Annotated in this window: 13 protein-coding genes; 1 reads left to right on the top strand and 12 read right to left on the bottom strand. The window is 73.4% G+C overall.

Translation table 11 applies throughout. From position 1 onward, the window contains the following. Positions 1-10 precede the first annotated feature (10 nt). The 3 genes from AC069R_RS00520 to AC069R_RS00510 form a co-directional block, all read right to left on the bottom strand. Positions 11-1,345 (bottom strand): vWA domain-containing protein, encoded by a 1,335-nt coding sequence (locus AC069R_RS00520; protein WP_478763276.1) that lies wholly within the window; start codon positions 1,343-1,345, stop codon positions 11-13. 87 nt (positions 1,346-1,432) lie between these two features. After that, entirely contained in the window at positions 1,433-2,977 is a 1,545-nt protein-coding gene (locus AC069R_RS00515) for a PP2C family protein-serine/threonine phosphatase (RefSeq protein ID WP_478763274.1), read from the bottom strand. 3 nt (positions 2,978-2,980) lie between these two features. Beyond that, complete coding sequence (locus tag AC069R_RS00510) at positions 2,981-5,254, bottom strand: serine/threonine-protein kinase (RefSeq protein ID WP_478763272.1); 2,274 nt, start codon at positions 5,252-5,254, stop codon at positions 2,981-2,983. A gap of 10 nt (positions 5,255-5,264) precedes the next feature. On the opposite strand from AC069R_RS00510, the gene AC069R_RS00505 reads away from it, so the two are divergent. Beyond that, positions 5,265-5,516, top strand: coding sequence for a hypothetical protein (locus AC069R_RS00505; protein WP_478763270.1), 252 nt, complete (start codon positions 5,265-5,267; stop codon positions 5,514-5,516). Positions 5,517-5,535: 19 nt separating this feature from the next. Here AC069R_RS00505 and AC069R_RS00500 read toward each other — a convergent pair whose 3' ends face one another. The 9 genes from AC069R_RS00500 to AC069R_RS00460 form a co-directional block, all read right to left on the bottom strand. Continuing rightward, positions 5,536-6,810 carry a coiled-coil domain-containing protein gene (locus AC069R_RS00500; RefSeq protein WP_478763269.1) on the bottom strand — a complete coding sequence of 425 codons (1,275 nt, stop codon included), beginning with the start codon at positions 6,808-6,810 and terminating at the stop codon, positions 5,536-5,538. A gap of 40 nt (positions 6,811-6,850) precedes the next feature. Continuing rightward, positions 6,851-7,876, bottom strand: a complete 1,026-nt coding sequence (locus AC069R_RS00495; RefSeq protein ID WP_478763267.1) for a glutamate ABC transporter substrate-binding protein — start codon at positions 7,874-7,876, stop codon at positions 6,851-6,853. A 14-nt stretch (positions 7,877-7,890) separates the two neighbouring features. Beyond that, positions 7,891-9,342: a hypothetical protein gene (locus AC069R_RS00490; RefSeq protein WP_478763265.1), complete on the bottom strand. Its 1,452-nt coding sequence runs from the start codon at positions 9,340-9,342 to the stop codon at positions 7,891-7,893. Between the two features lie 198 nt (positions 9,343-9,540). Continuing rightward, positions 9,541-10,527, bottom strand: a complete 987-nt coding sequence (locus AC069R_RS00485; protein ID WP_478763263.1) for an N-acetylglucosamine kinase — start codon at positions 10,525-10,527, stop codon at positions 9,541-9,543. Further along, positions 10,518-11,783, bottom strand: a complete 1,266-nt coding sequence (locus AC069R_RS00480) for a 6-phospho-beta-glucosidase (RefSeq protein ID WP_478763261.1) — start codon at positions 11,781-11,783, stop codon at positions 10,518-10,520. The genes AC069R_RS00485 and AC069R_RS00480 overlap by 10 nt, the downstream gene beginning before the upstream one ends. A gap of 7 nt (positions 11,784-11,790) precedes the next feature. After that, positions 11,791-12,684 (bottom strand): carbohydrate ABC transporter permease, encoded by an 894-nt coding sequence (locus tag AC069R_RS00475; RefSeq protein WP_478763259.1) that lies wholly within the window; start codon positions 12,682-12,684, stop codon positions 11,791-11,793. 2 nt (positions 12,685-12,686) lie between these two features. Continuing rightward, entirely contained in the window at positions 12,687-13,628 is a 942-nt protein-coding gene (locus AC069R_RS00470) for a carbohydrate ABC transporter permease (protein ID WP_478763258.1), read from the bottom strand. Positions 13,629-13,631: 3 nt separating this feature from the next. After that, positions 13,632-14,984, bottom strand: coding sequence for an ABC transporter substrate-binding protein (locus AC069R_RS00465; RefSeq protein WP_478763257.1), 1,353 nt, complete (start codon positions 14,982-14,984; stop codon positions 13,632-13,634). Positions 14,985-15,100: 116 nt separating this feature from the next. Then, entirely contained in the window at positions 15,101-16,315 is a 1,215-nt protein-coding gene (locus tag AC069R_RS00460) for an ROK family transcriptional regulator (protein ID WP_478763256.1), read from the bottom strand. Between the last annotated feature and the right edge of the window lie 72 nt (positions 16,316-16,387).

The raw sequence follows: 16,387 nt of genomic DNA, 5'->3' as shown, positions 1-16,387 counted from the left end.
GCTTCCAGGGTCACTTCTTTACACGAACAGTCTTTGTGGACCGGGTCTCCAGAGTCATCTCGTCCGCCTCCGCGACCCTCGTCTTCAACCGCACAGTACCTGTCGCGGCGTCGACCACGTCCACCACCTTCGAAAGCAGTTTCGCAGTATCCGCGTTCCCCGAGGCGCTCGCCAGCTGAACCGCCCGCCCCAGTTTGGCCGTTGCGCCGTCGAAATCGCCCGCTTTGCGCAGATCGAGCCCTTGTTTAATGACATGTGCCAGTTCGGCCTGGCCGGTGTAGTGGGCGACCTGGGGGCTGATCGCGGTGGAGGCCGCCATGTCGTCGGTCCACACGGCCCGTACGAGGCCCTGCGCGCCGAGGTTCTGTGCCGTACCGTCCGCTTGCGGGACCACCAACGACACCCGCGCGGCCAGCATTTCGCGGCCCAGGCCGGCCGGGGGGACCTCCACGCACAGGTGGTAGTCGCGGGACTCGTCGCCCCAGGAACCGGTCGGGTAGTCCCCGGCGCGTGGTCCGGCCTCGGCGCGGCGGCCGGTCAAGTCCTCGACGGCCGGGGCGACTTGCTTGAGGAAGCGGATGGCGGTGCCGACCGGCGTCCACACCCGCAGGGCGACGTCGGCGACCTCCTTGCCCATCGCCGTCTCCATCATCCGCGTGAAGTCGGCGGCGAGGCCGGCCGGATCGGCGACGATGTCGGCGGTGCCGAGGAGCGCGGAGGCGAGCCCTGTGACTTCTTTCACTTCCCAGTCGGTGCCCACGCCCCGCGCGTCACAGGTGAACCGCCCGGCGCAGGCGTCCAGGGCGGCGCGCAGCTCCTCGGGCGACTCGTGCTCGTTGCGCCCGTCGGTGAGCAGGATGCCGTGCCGCAGGGTGGCGTCCGCCGAGGACAGCAGCCGGTCGGCGAGGCGCAGCCAGGTGCCGATGGCCGTACCGCCGCCCGCGGTGAGGCGGCTCAGCGCCTGCTTGGCCGCCGCACGGGTGGCGGGGTCCGCGATCGCGAGGCGGCCGCCGCCGGGATAGACCTCGGTGGCCACATGGGTGCCGGCGATCACCGCGAAGTGGGTGCCGTCGCGCAGGGTGTCCACCGCGGCGGCCGTGGCGTCCCGCGCGTTGCGCATCTTCGTCGGCGGGTAGTCCATGGAGCCCGAGCAGTCGACCATGATCGCCACGGCGGCGGAGGGTCGCCCCGCGGCGGCCGGGACCAGGCCCCCGCCCAGCGTGCCGCCCCCCGTCGCCGTCACCGTGACGATGGCGTTGACCTCGCGGCCGCCCTCGGGCAGGTACTCGTTCTGGTACACGTCCACCGAGAACCGTGGCACGCTCGGTTTCGCAAAATTGGCCATACGAACTCAAATCCCCCTCCACCACCCCGCTTACGCGCGGCGGTGCCGTGTACGGGCCGGTCCCCTCCGGCCCGTGGCCCCGTGGCCTCAGGCCGATCCTGCCCCCCGCGGCGGTGCCGGGAACGGCAGCACGGCCACTGTTACGTTGTCGTGGCCCCCGCCGTCCAGGGCGTGACCGACCAGGACGCGGGCGCTGTGCAGCGGCCGGACGGCGGCGTCCGCCGGGATCGTCTCGGCCATCTCCTGCGCCGTCTCGGCGTAGTTCCACAGCCCGTCGGTGCACACCACCACCACGCCGGGCCGGTCCGGTTTGAACGACGCGGTGTGCGGGTCCAGTTCATAGGCGTCCGCGCCGAGCCAGCCGGTGATGGCGTGGGCGCGCTCGTCGGCGTACGCCTGGGCCTCGCTCATCAGTCCGGCGGCGACCATCTGCGCGGCCCAGGAGTCGTCCTCGGTCAGCCGGGCGGGCGGCGCGCTGCGGTCGTCCGGCACCCAGTAGGCGCGGCTGTCGCCGACCCAGCCGACCACCAGGAGCCCGGCGGCGACCACGGCGGAGACGATGGTGCAGGCCGGGGCGTTGTGGTGCGGGTCGTGCTCGCGGGCCGCGTCCGGTTCCCCGGCGAGCGCGTCGACGGCCTGCGCGGCGGCGACGATCGCCTCGTGCATGGCCGCCTGCGGATGTGTGCCGCGCGGCAGGGCGGCGAGCAGGATGTCGCCGGCCGCGCGCGCGGCGGCGGCCGACGCCTCGTCGGGGCGGGTCGCGGAGGAGACGCCGTCGCAGACGACGGCGTGCGTGGCGGGGCTGCCGTCGGGCAGCGTGGTGTGGCCGAGGGCGAAGAAGTCCTCGTTGCGGTGGTGGCGCAGCCCGCGGTCGCTGACGGCGGCGGCCGGGCCCGACTCCCGCTCCATGTGGTCGCGTTCGCGGGGCTGGGCATGCCCGCAGTTCTCGCAGTAGCCGTCGCTGTCCACGCGGCCGGCGCGGCAGGCGACACAGGTCGTGGCGGGCGGCGCGGGCTGCTGCTCGGGCGCGGGGGTCTCGTCCGCCGCGCGGGGGTCGGGGGCCTGCAAGGGGTACTCCTCGGGTTCCGCCGGGCGGTCGAAGCGGACGCCGGACGCGGGCTGACCCGCGGGTGCCTCGGGCGCGCCGGGGTGCAGCGGGTGGCCGCCCGAGTCGGTGCCGGGCAGGTCGGTCGGCAGATGCGTCGTGGGGGAGGCGGAGTCGGAGCCGGGGGGCTCGGGGGCGGGCCACTCCACGTCGTCCCCGGCGGCCGGGGAACCGGGGCCCGGCGAACTGGGGTCCGGCGAACCGGAGTTCGGGGTGCCCGAGTTCTGGGCGCCGGGGGCGGACGGGCCGGGGCCCGGAGCGCCGGGGGCGGGGGAGTGGGGCGCGGCGGGGCCGGGACCGGGCGTGACGGAGGCCGGCGCGGCGGGGCCGGGCGTGTTGGGGGTGCCGGGTGCCGGAGGGGTGGGCGTCGCCGGTCCGGTCATGGGCAGCGTGGGGTGGTCCTGCGGCGGCGCGGGCACCACCGAGAGGTCGTGACCGCACGCACCGCAGAAGAGGTCGTCCGGTTCGACGGGCTCCGCGCAGCTCGGGCACGTGGCCGGTGCGGCCTGCTGGGGCATCTGCGACATCAACTACACCCACGTCCGGGGGCGGTAACGGTTGGCCCGTTCCACCAGTTCGATCCTCTCCTGGCCGCCGGGGGCCAGCCGGGCCAGCGCGCGGTAGGCGCGCTCCAGGCCGAAGCGCAGGCCCCGCTCGTCCAGTCCGCTGCCCAGCAGCACCCGCCCGCCGGCGGCCGGCCGGGCGGTGTCCTGGCCCCCGGAGAGTATCCAGTCCAGCGCACAGCCGAGCACTTCCGCCGACAGCACCTCGCGCCGCGCCGGGTCGAGCCCGTACGCCTGGAGCGCCTCGACCTGCCCGGCGGCGGCGGTCAGGTCCTCCAGGAACGGTACGTCACCCGCGCCCGCGACGCGTCCTCTGAGCCGGGCCCGTACGGCGGCGATCCGGGCGGCCGTGTAGTGGATGGACGACTCGGGCACCGACTCCAGCGCCCGCACCGCGCCCTGCCGGTCCCCGGCGGCGAGCCGCACCCGCGCGAGCCCGAACGCGGCGCTCACATAGCTGGGATCGGTCGTCCACACCAGGTGGTAGTAGTCGGCCGCGTTGTCCAACTGGCCCAGCACCTCGGCGCAGGCGCCCAGCGCCAGCTTGGGCGCGGCCTCGCCGGGGAAGGCGTCGTAGACCGCGTCGAAGGCGAGCGCGGCGCCCTCGAAGTCGCCGGTGGCCAGCGCGGCCAGGCCCCGGTACCAGACCACCCGCCAGTCCTCGGGCCGCTCCTCGTCCAGCGCGGCGAGCCCGGTCGCGGCGGCGTAGTGGTCCCCGGTCTCCAGCCGCGCCCGCACCTGCCGCAGCCGCGTCTCCACGCTCTGCGCGGGCACCGCCGTCAGCGCCCCGAGCAGTTCCGCGGGCGCGGACGCCACGAGGCCCGCGAGGAACCCGGCGTTGGGATCGGCCGGATCGACCAGGGGCACGGGCAGCGCGAGGGCCGCGGCGGCGACGTCGAGCGGCTTGACCAGGGCGGCCGGCACCGGGACGGTCGGCGCCGGAGCGGCCGGTGCCGGAGCGGTCGGCCCCAGGGCGGTGGTCGGCGCCGGGGTGGTCGCGGTGGCGGGACGGCCGTACCGACCGCCTCTCCGTGCCGGGATCGTGCGGGCCCCGAGGCGGGACACCTCCCCGTACAGGCGGGGGAACAACTCCGTGTCCGTGACCCGCATTTCGGGCCCGAACAGGGTCGACAGGGCGGGCCGCGCCCGGCCGCTGCGCAGCGCCACGACCTCCCGCAGCACCCCCGTCAGCTGCTCCGCCATCTCCCGCGCGGAGCCGAAGCGGCGGGCCGGGTCGGGGTCGGTGGCGCGCACCAGGAGCCGGTAGAAGGACTCGTAGCCGCGGAAGACGTCGACGGTCTCGGGGTCCGGCAGCGAGTCGGCGTAGACGTTGGTGTAGCCCTGGAAGTCGAAGGTCAGCACCGCGAGGGTGCGGCCCACGGTGTACAGGTCGCTCGCCACCGAGGGGCCCGTCTCGGCGACCTCGGGGGCCTGGTAGCCGACCGTGCCGTAGATCGCGGACTCGTCGTCGTCCATGCGGCGCACCGCGCCCATGTCGATCAGCTTGAGCTGGTCCTCGGTCTGGATGGCGTTGTCGACCTTGAAGTCGCAGTACAGCAGGTTGCGGCTGTGCAGGTGGCCGAGCGCCTCCAGCGCCTCGATGCCGTACGCGCACGCCTGCTCCACCGGCAGCGGATCGCGCCTGCCCTCCGGGGTGCGGCGGGCGTTGGCGATCTCCTTGAGGGACTTGCCGCCCACGTACTCCATGACGATGTAGCCGTCGAGGGAGCCGGTGCGCTGGTCCAGGTGCTCCACGAAGTTGTAGATCCGCACGATGTTGGCGTGCTCGATCTCCGCGAGGAAGCGCCGCTCGGAGATCGCGGCGGCCATCGCGTCCTGGTCCCCGGTGTCCAGCAGGCCCTTGAGTACCACCCAGCGGTCCGAGACGGCCCGGTCCACGGCGAGGTAGACCCAGCCCAGGCCGCCGTGCGCGAGGCAGCCCGCGACCTCGTACTGGCCGTGCACGATGTCCCCGGCCTTCAGCTTGGGCACGAAGGAGTACGGGTGGCCGCACTTGGTGCAGAACCCCTCGGTGCGGCCCGGCCGGTCGCCGCGGGCCCGGCCGACCGGCGCCCCGCAGTCCGAGCGGGAGCAGAACCGTTTGCGTTCGGGCACCTCGGGGTTGTCCAGGACCATGGTCTGCGGGTCGGGCCGCGGCACCTGCGGGACGTCCACCAGGCCCGCGCCGAGCCGTCCGCGCCCCGAGGACCCCGACGCGGAGCCGGAGCTGCGCACCGACACCGAGCGGGCGGTGGCGGCGCCCCCCGACAGGGACCGCGAGAGCCGCCCGGACACCGAGCGCCGGGACCTGGACGACTGCGAGGAGGTGCGGGCGCTGCGGGCGCTGCCGGAACCCCGGCTGTCGGCGGCACCCCGCGTCACACCGGTGGGCGGCGAGCCGACCATCCCGGTCGCCGACACCACGGGCGCCAGTCCGCAGGTGCCGCAGTACAGCTCGCCGCCGCCGACGTCCTCGTACGACCCCTCGCAGCCCGGCCGCTGACAGGCCCGCCCGGCCCCGCTCATCCCTGCTCCCCCCTGCGCTCCTCGGGCGCGCCCTCCAGCAGTTCGGCCGCCGCCCGCTGGTAGCGCAGCACCGCGCTCTCGGCCACCCGCAGATCGCAGGGCGCGCTCCACAGCATCCGCCGGGCGGCGTCGTACCGCTCCACCAGGAACGGGTCCTCGGCCAGTCCGTGCCGGGCGACCTTCGCCTTGTAGGCGTCGAGCCGGCCGCGCAGTTCGGCGCGGACCGCGAGCGGCGCGGTGACCGCGGTCAACTGCTCGCGGGCGCGCAGCAGTTCGTCCTCGGCGCGCTGCTCCAGGGACTCCAGCAGCGGGGACAGCCGGTGCCACTGGGCGCTGCGCCGGTACTCGGCCGCCGTCGCCAGCTGCTCCTGGAGCACGGTCGGCGGACCGCTGACCACCGGCACCTCGGTGGCGGCGATCTTCGCCAGCACCTCGCCGCGCGCGGTGCGGGCCTCGGCGAGGGTGCGGTCCGCGCGCGAGAGGACGTCCCGCAGCCGGATCAGCCGGGCCTCGGCGTCCTGGCGCACGGTCAGCACCGCGTCGATCTCCCGGCGCACGTCCTCCAGGGCGCGCGCCTCGCGGTCGTACACCGTGGTGTCCGGGCGCCCGCCGCCGGGCGCGGAACTGCCCTTGGCCGGCACCCAGAAGGCGAGCGGGTCGCGGATCACGTCCGCGCGCAGCCGGGTCAGGGTGCGGGTGATCCGCTCCAGGTCGTCACCGGCCGGGTGCTCGCCGGGGCGCACGCCGACGGAGTGCGCGAGCTGCCGGGTGCGCTGAAGCTCGGCGGCGAGGAGGTCGATCCGCGCGGGCAGTGCCGACCAGACCGCGTCGGCGGCGACGACCAGGTCCAGGCTGGTCGCGTACATCTCGTTCATCCGGTCCACCAGCTCGGCCAGCGAGAAGCTCTCGCTGAGCCTGCCGTTGCCGGGGCCGGCGACCGTCACGGAGGTGCCGCGCAGCAGCCCGGTCAGCTCGGCCAGGTCCTCCCGGCTGGACCAGCGGCGCCGGGCGCGGATCTCGCGGGCGCCGCGCAATGCGGCCGTATACGCGTCGAAGTACGACCACAGCAGGGTGATCCGCGCCTCGGTGGCCTGCCAGCGCTCCCGTGTGACGCCGGACAGTTCGGCGCCCTCCAGGAGTCGGCGGCCCGCGTGGTCCTGGAGGGCGAGCAGCGAGGTCTCGATCGCCTCGTGCTCCTGGCCGAGCCGCGCCAGCGCACGGTCCACCTCGTCCCGGTCCATCACCGGCCCGGCGGGGTCCGTGACGCCCATCGATCACCTCTCGCTTGCTGTGTGTTCCGTCGGCCGTGGTTCAACTGGTGCGCAGATACCGCGGTGCGGGCGGCCTGGACGCCGAGGAGTCCTTTCCCAGTGTGGCCGACAGCCATGTGTCGTACGACGCCTGCCAGCCGCTCGCGCGGTAGGCGACCAGGACCCGGTTGACCCGGCGCACCAGATCGGAGGCGTCCTTCTTCATCGCCACTCCGTAGTACTCGGTCGTGAACGGCGCGCCCTTGAGTTCCACGGTCGGGTCCTGCGCGGCCTGGCTCGCGGCGAGGGCGCCGTCGGTGACCACCGCGTCCACCTCGCCGAGCTGGAGCCGCACCAGGCAGTCGAGCTGGTTGGGCACGGTGGTGGAGATGTCGGTGGAGGCGGGCAGGGTCCCGGCCTTCTTGTCCGCGGCCAGCTTCGCGTACCCCGTCGAACCGGAGGCCGTGCACACCTTCTTGTGCGCCAGCGTGCCGTTGTACCCGGTGATCGGCGACGACTTGGGCGCGAGAACCTGCTGCCCGGTCTTGAAGTACGGCGCAGAGAACGCCACTTGGCCGAGCCGCTCGCAGGTGATCGTCATCGTACGGACCACCATGTCCACGCGGCCGTCCTGGATCGCCGAGATGCGCTGGCTGGTCGGTATCGCCTTGAACTGCACCGCGTCCGGGTCGCCGAGGATGTCACGGGCGATGCGGTGCACCAGATCGATGTCGAAGCCCTCCAGCTGGGCGCCCTCGGTGTTCGGGTTGCGGTACCCCCAGCGGTAGCTGTTCTGGTCGACGCCCACGATCAGCTTGCGCCGGGCCCCCTGGCGGGCCTTGATCGCGTCGATGGTCGGGCCGTCGGCGCCGGACGGGGCGAGGGTCTGCTGCTGCGCCTCGGAGTCCTGGCAGGAGCCGGCGCGCACCTGGCTGCCCTCGGCGAGCTGCTGCCCGGCCCGGTCCGGGGCGCGGTGGTGGTGCGCGGCCTGGGTGCACGGCAGCAGCAGGACGAAGGCCAGCGCCAGGGCGCACAGGAGCGCCATCGTGCCGACCCCGCCCCAGCCGCGCAGCCGGCTCGCGTCCATCGCCCCGCCCCTTCTCACCGGTACTCCGAAAGCCTGCGGCCGATCCCCGCGAGCGCGCCCGCCGCGCCGAGCACCGCCAGGGCGGCGGCGCCGACGGGCAGCCCGGTCATGGCGTCCCGCCCGCGCGCGGCGGCCCGCTGGAACTCGGCCTGCTCATGGCCTATCGCGCGGGCCAGGTCGCTGTCGACACCGTCGAAGCACTCGCCGGTGGTGCCTTTGGCGCCGATCACCTTGTCCAGCGCCTGCTGGTAGTCGCCGTTCTCGTCCTCGGTGCGGGCCGCGGTGTGCCGCTGCTTCCACAGCGCCGCGCCGGCCTCGGCGGCCTTGACGGGGGCGGTGCCGCCGGAGTCGTCGGCGAGCCGCTCCGCCCGGCCCAGTCCCTTGCCGAGCACGGCCATGTCCTTGTCGAAGTCGTAGTAGTACGTGTCGTACTGCTTGCCGCCGACCGTGATGGTCTCGGCGCCGCGCGCGACCAGGCTCAGGTTCTCGTTGCCCCGCGCCTTCAGGGAGGCGATGCGGGCGTCGTGCAGGACGGTCAGGGAGCGGATGCCGTGGTCGTACGAGCCGGTCAGCTCGGAGCGGGCGACGGTGTGGCCGACGGTGAGCCACAGCAGGGCGACGACGGTGGCGGAACTCGCGGCGACCAGGCCGTGGTTGAGGACGCGGTTGGTGCGCCGGTAGTCGCGGCGCTGCGCCCAGCCGAGGCCGGCCAGGGTGAGCACGCCGAGCGCGATGGCCGCCCAGGGGTACGGCGTCGCGTCCCCGTAGTCGGCGTCCAGACGCGCGTTCTCCTTGGTGTAGAGGTCTTCCGCGGCCGGGAGCATCTGCGTCTGCATCTTCTCGTTCGCGTACCGCAGATACGCGCCGCCGACCGGGTAGCCCTGCCGGTTGTAGGTGCGGGCCCGCTCGACGAGGCCCTTGTACTCGGGCAGCAGCCGGTTCAGCCGGGCGATGGTGGCCTCGGAGGCGCTGCCCGGCTCGGCGTTGGCGGCGGCCGTGACCAGGCCGGAGGCGGCGGCGCTGATGTCCTTCTCGTACCGGTCGCGGGTGGCCGCCGGTTCCTGGCCGCCCGCGAGGAAGCCGCTGGAGGCCGCGGTGTTGGCGTCGGCCAGCGAGCGGTAGATGTCGGCGGCGCCGGAGCTGAGGGGCTGGCTGCGGTGCAGCACGTCGTCCGCGGCGGCTGCGCGCTCGCTGCTCTGCCAGGCGGTGACCGCGCCGAACGCCACGACCAGCAGGGCGAGTACGGCCCCGATGACGCGCAGCCGGCCCGGCTCGGTGCTCGCGGCGGCCCGCAGCTTCCCGGCGCCCTCGGCGAAGGCGGTCCGCCGCGAGTGCGGCCCCTGGGGCGGCTGGGGTGCGCGGGGCGGCGCCGGGGACGGCCGGCCGGGCTGGGCGGGGATGCCGGGGGCGGCGGGCACGGCGGAGCCCGCGACCGGCGGTGCTGCGCTCTGCGGCGGGTGTGTCACTCGACCTCCCCCATGGTCATCCGTACGCAGCCAAGTATCGCCGCACGGACTGACATTCCGCACCGGCCTTCACTGGATCTTGTGGATACCAGTGTGCGCTGCCCCTATACACGCCGGGATCAGGTGTTCGGTTCCTCGGGGCGGGGCATGCGCCGGACCGTGCCACCACCCGAGGAAACCGTTTCTCCACAAGGGAGTTCAGAGCGCCTCCCAGTACCTCCGCGCCCGCTCCTGCGCCTCCGCCGGCGCCCCGAGCCGGTCCAGCCCGAGCAGGGCGGCGCCGAGCACCGGGCGCGCGGTGACGACGCGCACGGCGGCCTTGGGGGCGCGGGCCGCCAGCCGGGCCCGGATGCCGTCGTCGAGCTGGGCGTGCCCGGCGGTCAGCACGCTGCCGCCGAGCAGCACCGGCACCGGTTCGTCCAGCAGTTCCAGGCGGGTGAGCGCGACCGTGGCCAGCACCGCCACCTCGTCCGCGAGCCGGTCCACGAGCGCGCGGGCCACCGGGTCGCCGCCGGCCGCCGTGGCGAACAGCACCGGCGCCAGCTCGCCCCGCCGCTCGGGCGCCAGGTGCTCCAGGTGCAGGGCCTCGATCAGCGCGTACATGGAAGGCAGCCCGAAGTGGGCGGGCAGGTCGCGGGCCAGCGCCGTCGCCTCGCCCCGGCCGTCCTCCGCCCGCGCCGCGCACCACAGCGCCTCCTCCGCGAGGCCCCAGCCGCCGCCCCAGTCACCGGAGATGCGGCCGATGGCCGGGAAGCGGGCGGTACGGCCGTCGGGCCGCATCCCCACGCAGTTGATGCCCGCCCCGCAGACCACCGCCACGCCCCGCGGCTCGGCGACGCCCGCGCGCAGGATCGCGAAGGTGTCGTTGCGCACCTCCACCGAGCCGCCCCAGCCGCGCGCGTGCAGCGCGGCCGCCAACCGCTCCTCCTCCACGGGCAGATCGGCGTTGGCCAGACACGCGGACACATGGGTGACGCGGTCCAGGCCCGCCTCCGCCAGCGCCCGCGCCACCGGCTCGGCGAGCGCGTCGAAGGCCGCCGCCACCCCCACCGCCGGGGGCCGGAACCCGCCGCCGCGTGCCGTGCCCAGCACCTCGCCCGCGGCGCCGACCACGGCCACGTCGGTCTTGCTGTTGCCCGCGTCGATGGCGAGCACGCTCGCGGTTCCGGTCGAGGTCAGGCCCACGCGAGATGCTCCCGGTTGTGTGCGATCAGTCTGTCGGTCAGGGTCTCGGCATAGTCGTACTGTCCGATCAGCGGGTGCGCGAGCAGGGCGCGGAAGACCCGGTCCCGGCCGCCGCGCAGCGCCGCCTGAAGTGCCAGCTCCTCGTACGCCGTCACGTTGGCGATCAGCCCCGCGTACAGCGGGTCCACCTCCGGCACCGGCAGCGGCGCGGCACCGGTCGGGCCGACCGCCGCCTGCACCTCGATCACCGCGTCGTCGGCGAGGAACGGCAGCGTGCCCCTGTTCAGCGTGTTCACCACCTGGTACGGGCTGCCGCCCCCGCCGAGCAGCGCCGCCGCCAGGTCCACCGCGGCCTCCGAGTAGTACGCCCCGCCCCGCTTGGCGAGCAGCGCCGGCTTCTCGTCCAGGGCCGGATCGCCGTACATCGCCAGCAGCTCCCGCTCCATCCGCGCCACTTCCTCGGCCCGTGAGGGCTTGGTGCGCAGCTCCCGTACGACCTCGTCGTGGGCGTAGAAGTAGCGCAGGTAGTACGAGGGGACGACGCCGAGGCGGTCGAGGAGAGCGCGCGGCAGGCGCAGGTCGTCGGCGATGGCGTCGCCGTGCTCGGCGAGCAGCTTGGGCAGCACGTTCTCGCCCTCGGGCCCGCCGAGCCGCACCGCGGTCTCCCAGGTGAGGTGGTTGAGCCCCACGTGCGCGAGGTGCACGTCCCGCGGGGTCACCCCGAGGCGGTCGGCGAACGTGCGCTGGAGCCCGATCGCCACGTTGCACAGGCCGACGGCGCGGTGTCCGGCGTGCAGCAGGGCGCGGGTGACGATGCCGACCGGGTTGGTGAAGTCGATGATCCAGGCGCGCGGATTGCCGCGCCGGACCCGCTCGGCGATGTCCAGTACGACGGGTACGGTGCGCAGCGCCTTGGCGAGGCCGCCCGCGCCGGTGGTCTCCTGGCCGACGCAGCCGCACTCCAGCGGCCACGTCTCGTCCTGCTGCCGGGCCGCCTGCCCGCCCACGCGGAGCTGGAGCAGCACGGCGTCGGCGCCCTCGACGCCCGCGTCCAGGTCGGCGGTGGTCACGATCTTCCCGCCGTGCCCCTGCTTGGCGAAGATCCGCCGGGCGAGGCCGCCGACCAGTTCGAGACGTTCGGCGTCCGGGTCCACCAGGACCAGTTCCGCGACGGGCAGGGTGTCCCTGAGCCGGGCGAAGCCGTCGATCAGTTCGGGGGTGTAGGTCGAGCCGCCGCCGACCACGGTGAGTTTCATACAGAGATCAACCCTTCACTCCGGTGAGCGTGACGCCTTCGACGAATGCCTTCTGGGCGAAGAAGAACACGACGATCACGGGGGCCATGACCAGGACCGTCGCGGCCATGGTGAGGTTCCAGTCGGTGTGGTGCGCGCCCTTGAAGGACTCCAGGCCGTAACTCAGCGTCCAGGCGCCGGGGTTCTCGGAGGCGTAGATCTGGGGCCCGAAGTAGTCGTTCCAGGCGCTGAAGAACTGGAAGAGGGCCACGGCGGCGATGCCGGGCCTGGCCATCGGCAGCACCACCCGGACGAGGGTGCGCAGTTCGCCGCAGCCGTCCACCCTGGCGGCGTCGACGTACTCGTCCGGGATCGTCGTCAGGAACTGGCGCAGCAGGAAAACGGAGAACGCGTCGCCGAACGCCATCGGGATGATCAGCGGCCACAGCGTCCCGGACAGGCCCAGCTGTTTCGCCCAGAAGAGGTACATCGGGATGACGACGACCTGCGGGGGCAGCATCATCATCGAGATCACCAGCATCAGGGCCAGGTTGCGGCCCTTGAAGCGGAACTTGGCGAGCGCGTACGCCACGGGGATCGAGGACACCACGGTCAGTGCGGTGCCGAGACCGGCGTAGAGCAGCGTGTTGCGCCACCAGGTGAGGAAGCCGGGCGTGTCGAAGACGGTGCGGTAGTTGCCCCATTCCCAGGTGTCCGGGATCAGGTCGCGGCTCAGTGCCTGGCTGTCGCTCATCAGCGAGGTCAGCAGCACGAACACGAAGGGCAGGACGAAGAAGAGGGCGGCGGCGACGCCGAGGGAGTGCACCGCGATCCACTGGAGCAGTTCCTTGCGCCGGGCGGTCCGCCGCGCGGTCGCGGACGCCGGCGCCGACTCGGCGGGCTTGGCGAGCACTTGGGTCATGGTCAGTCACCTGCCTGGATCAGACCGCCCCGGCGCCGCATCAGGAGCGCGGTGAACGCCATGGACAGGGCGAAGAGTACGAGGGCGACGACGCACGCGGAGCCGTAGTCGAAGCGCTGGAAGCCGAGGTTGTAGACGAGCTGGGGCAGGGTGAGCGTGGACTTGTCCGGGTAGCCGGGCTCGAACTGGGCGCCGGCGCCCTGGATCACCCCGGAGGCGACCTTCCCCGCGACCAGCGGCTCCGTGTAGTACTGCATGGCCTGGATCACGCCGGTGACGACGGCGAACAGCACGATCGGGGAGATGTTCGGCAGCGTCACGTACCGGAACCGCTGCCAAGCGGAGGCGCCGTCCAGCTCGGCCGCCTCGTACTGCTCCTTCGGCACGTCGAGCAGCGCGGCCATGAAGATCACCATCAGATCGCCGACGCCCCACAGCGCGAGCAGGGTCAGCGCCGGCTTCGACCAGTCGGGGTCGTCGAACCAGCCGGGCGCCGGGATCCCGGCCTTCTCCAGGAGTGAATTCACCGGCCCGGTACCGGGGTTGAGGAGGAACGCGAAGGCCATGGTGGCGGCGACCGGCGGGGCGAGGTAGGGCAGGTAGAACAGGGTACGGAAGACGCCCGTACCCGTCTTGATCTTCGTGATGAGCATCCCGATGCCGAGCCCGAAGGCTACGCGCAGGGTCACCATCACCACGACCAGCCACAGGGTGTTGCGCAGCGCGGGCCAGAACAGCGGGTAGTGCTCGAAGACGTAGGCCCAGTTCTTGCCGCCGCTCCACGTGGGTGGCCGGAAGCCGTCGTAGTGCATGAGGGAGAAGTAGACGGTGGAGATCAGCGGGTAGGCGAAGAACACCGCGAAGCCGATCAGCCAGGGCGACAGGAAGGCGAGCGTCCGCAGGGCCGACCGGCGGCGCTTGGCGGCGAGAGTGACCGTGCTCATCGGCTACTGCGCCTGCGCGATGTCCGTGTCGATCTGCGCGGCGGCCTTCCTCAGACCGGCCGCCAGATCCGTGACCCTGCCGCTCTCGTAGTCGTAGCCCAGCTGCTGGAGCGTCACCAGGTACTGGCCGCCGTTGGGGGAGGCCGGCGTGGTGGTGGAGTCGGGGTCGGCGGCGATGTCCAAGAAGGTCTTGAAGCGCGGATCGTATTTCAGCTTGGGGGACTTGAGGGCGGCGAGGGTGGACGGCACGTTGTGGATGTCGTTGGCGAAGCCGACCACGGCGTCCGTGTCCGTGCTGATGTACTTGACGAACTCCCAGGCGGCGTTCTGCTTGTGGCTGGTGGCGGCGATGCCGGTGATGGTGCCGGTGAGGTAGCCCTTGCCGTACTGGTCCTTCTGGTCGTCCGGTACGGGCAGCGGCGCGACGCCTATCGCGAACTTCGGCTTGGCCTGCTCGGCCATCCCGAGCCGCCACTCGCCGTCCAGCTGCATCGCCACCTGCCCGGTGTGGAAGGGGTGTCTGGCGCCCCACTCGTCGCCGAGGGTGGCGCGGAACCGCTCCAGCCTCCGGAATCCGCCGAGTTCGTCCACCAGCCGCTTCTGGAGCGTGTAACCCTCCTTGAAACCGGGGTCCTTGGCGACGTTCGACTTCCCGTCCTTGGTGAAGTACGTCGGCGAGAACTGGCCGAAGTAGTGCTCGGTGGTGGTCTCCCAGCCGTGGTAGTCGGGCATGAACCCGAGCTGTCTGTACGAGTCCCCGTCCGGGATGGTCAGCTTCCTGGCGTCGGCCTCGAACTCGCTCCAGGTCTTCGGGGGTTGCCCGATCCCGGCCTTCGCGAATGCCGTCTTGTTGTAGTACAGCCCGTACGCGTCCCCGAGCAGCGGCACGGTGCAGCGGTCGCCGTCGAACCGGGTGTACTCGTTCATCGCCTTCGGGAAGGTCCGCGCCGGATCGATGCCCGACTTCCTCAGGAAGGGGTCGAGGTCGATCAGCGCGCCCGAGGAGCAGAACTTGCCCACGTTGTTCGTGGTGAAGGAGGAGATCACGTCCGGGGCGTCGACGCCGCCCGCGCGCAGCGCCTGGTTGATCTTGTCGTCGGTCATGTTGCCGACGATGTGCACATGGATGTTGGGGTGCGCCCTCTCGAACCCGGCGACCAGCGACTTGACCGCCGCGACCTCGTTCGGCGCGCTCCAGGCGTGCCAGAAGTTGATCGTCGTGTCCTTGGTGGGGTCGTCCGTGGCGCCCGCGCCGGACTGCCCGGTGCAGCCGACGGCCAGCAGCACGGCACAGGCGGCGAGGGCGGAGGCGGCGGTGCGGGTGGCTCTGGTGACTGCGGGTGCTGCGGTGGGCATGGCGGGATCTCCCAGGACGGTCGGGTCGGAGTGGGGAGGGCGCGGCGCGGGCGGTACTCGGGGGTGTGGCGGTTGGCGGTGTGTTCTCGGGCCGGGGCTCGGGGCTCGGGGGCCGGTCAGCGGGAGGTGTCGAAGACCTCGTCGCGGGTGGTGGCGAGCGCGGCCTCCAACGCGCCGCGCAGGACGGGGTGTTCGCGGATGTCGCCGAGGACGAGCCGGGGCCGGGCCGCCGCCAGCTCCTCCAGCTCGGCCTGGATCAGGGCGCGCAGCACCTCGCCGCCGGCGGTGAGGGCGGAGCCGCTGAGGACGACGAGTTCCGGGTCGAGGACCGAGACGAGGGCGGCGAGACCGGTGGCGAGGCGGGTCGCGTACGTCTGGAGCAGCTCCCGGTGCGGGCCGCCGCCCGCGTGATCGGCGGCGCGCGCCAGCAGCTCGCGCGCCGCCTCGGTGTACGGCCCCGGCGGCACGTCCGGGACGCCGAGTTCACGGGCCAGCTTCGGCAGCTCCTGGGCGCCGGCCAGCTCCTGGTAGCCGCCGCTGTTGGCGCGGGTCACCTGGCGCACCAGGGGCGTGCCCGGCACCGGCAGGAACCCGACCTCGCCGGCGCCGCCGGTCCAGCCGCGGTGCAGCCGCCCGCCGAGGACGAGGGCGGCGCCGATGCCCTCCTCGTTCCACAGCAGCACGAAGTCGCCGTGGCCGCGGGCGGCGCCGAGGCGCTGTTCGGCGAGGGCGACGAGGTTGACGTCGTTCTCGTACTCCACCGGCATCGGCAGCGCGGCGGCCAGCTCGTCGAGCAGCGTGGGGGAGTGCCAGCCGGGCAGGTGCGAGGCGTAGCGCAGCCGGCCGGTGTTCGGGTCGAAGGCGCCGGGGGTGCCGATGACGACGCGGTGCAGCTCGCCGCGCGCGAGCCCGGCGGCCTTCACCGCGCCGTCGAGGGCGTCGGTGACCTGCCGTACGACGGGCTGCGCGGGCCTTCTGCCGGGGGTGGGCAGCTCGTACTCGCCGATCGTGCGGCCGGTGATGTCGGCGACGGCGGCGCGGATGCGGTCGGGGGCGACGTCGAGGCCGGCGGCGTAGGCGGCACCGGGATTGACCGCGTACAGCTGGGCGCTGGGCCCCGGCCGGCCCTCGCTGGTCCCGGTGACCCGGACCAGCCCCGCGGCCTCCAGACGGGCCAGCAGCTGGGAGGCGGTGGGCTTGGACAGCCCGGTCAGATTCCCGATCCGGGTACGGGACAGCGGGCCGTGCTCCAGCAGCAGATCGAGTGCGGCCCGGTCGTTCATCGCGCGCAGCACGCGCGGCGTCCCCGGCGTACCGGCCGCTCCTGTCATGGTTCCCGCCACCTGCCTCACTGTTAGGAAACTTTCCTATTGCGCCCGAACGTAAGCCCGCGGGGGAGGGGG

This window comes from Streptomyces sp. NPDC043952 (assembly GCF_056435325.1).
This window is presented reverse-complemented; position numbering and strand designations above follow the sequence as displayed.

Bases quoted from the DNA above. Each gene is read 5' to 3' on its own strand.
- AC069R_RS00475 (WP_478763259.1), bottom strand. From the start codon at position 12,684: ATGACCCAAGTGCTCGCCAAGCCCGCCGAGTCGGCGCCGGCGTCCGCG.
- AC069R_RS00460 (WP_478763256.1), bottom strand. From the start codon at position 16,315: ATGACAGGAGCGGCCGGTACGCCGGGGACGCCGCGCGTGCTGCGCGCG.
- AC069R_RS00495 (WP_478763267.1), bottom strand. From the start codon at position 7,876: ATGGACGCGAGCCGGCTGCGCGGCTGGGGCGGGGTCGGCACGATGGCG.
- AC069R_RS00470 (WP_478763258.1), bottom strand. From the start codon at position 13,628: ATGAGCACGGTCACTCTCGCCGCCAAGCGCCGCCGGTCGGCCCTGCGG.
- AC069R_RS00515 (WP_478763274.1), bottom strand. From the start codon at position 2,977: ATGTCGCAGATGCCCCAGCAGGCCGCACCGGCCACGTGCCCGAGCTGC.
- AC069R_RS00520 (WP_478763276.1), bottom strand. From the start codon at position 1,345: ATGGCCAATTTTGCGAAACCGAGCGTGCCACGGTTCTCGGTGGACGTG.
- AC069R_RS00465 (WP_478763257.1), bottom strand. From the start codon at position 14,984: ATGCCCACCGCAGCACCCGCAGTCACCAGAGCCACCCGCACCGCCGCC.
- AC069R_RS00480 (WP_478763261.1), bottom strand. From the start codon at position 11,783: ATGAAACTCACCGTGGTCGGCGGCGGCTCGACCTACACCCCCGAACTG.
- AC069R_RS00500 (WP_478763269.1), bottom strand. From the start codon at position 6,810: ATGGGCGTCACGGACCCCGCCGGGCCGGTGATGGACCGGGACGAGGTG.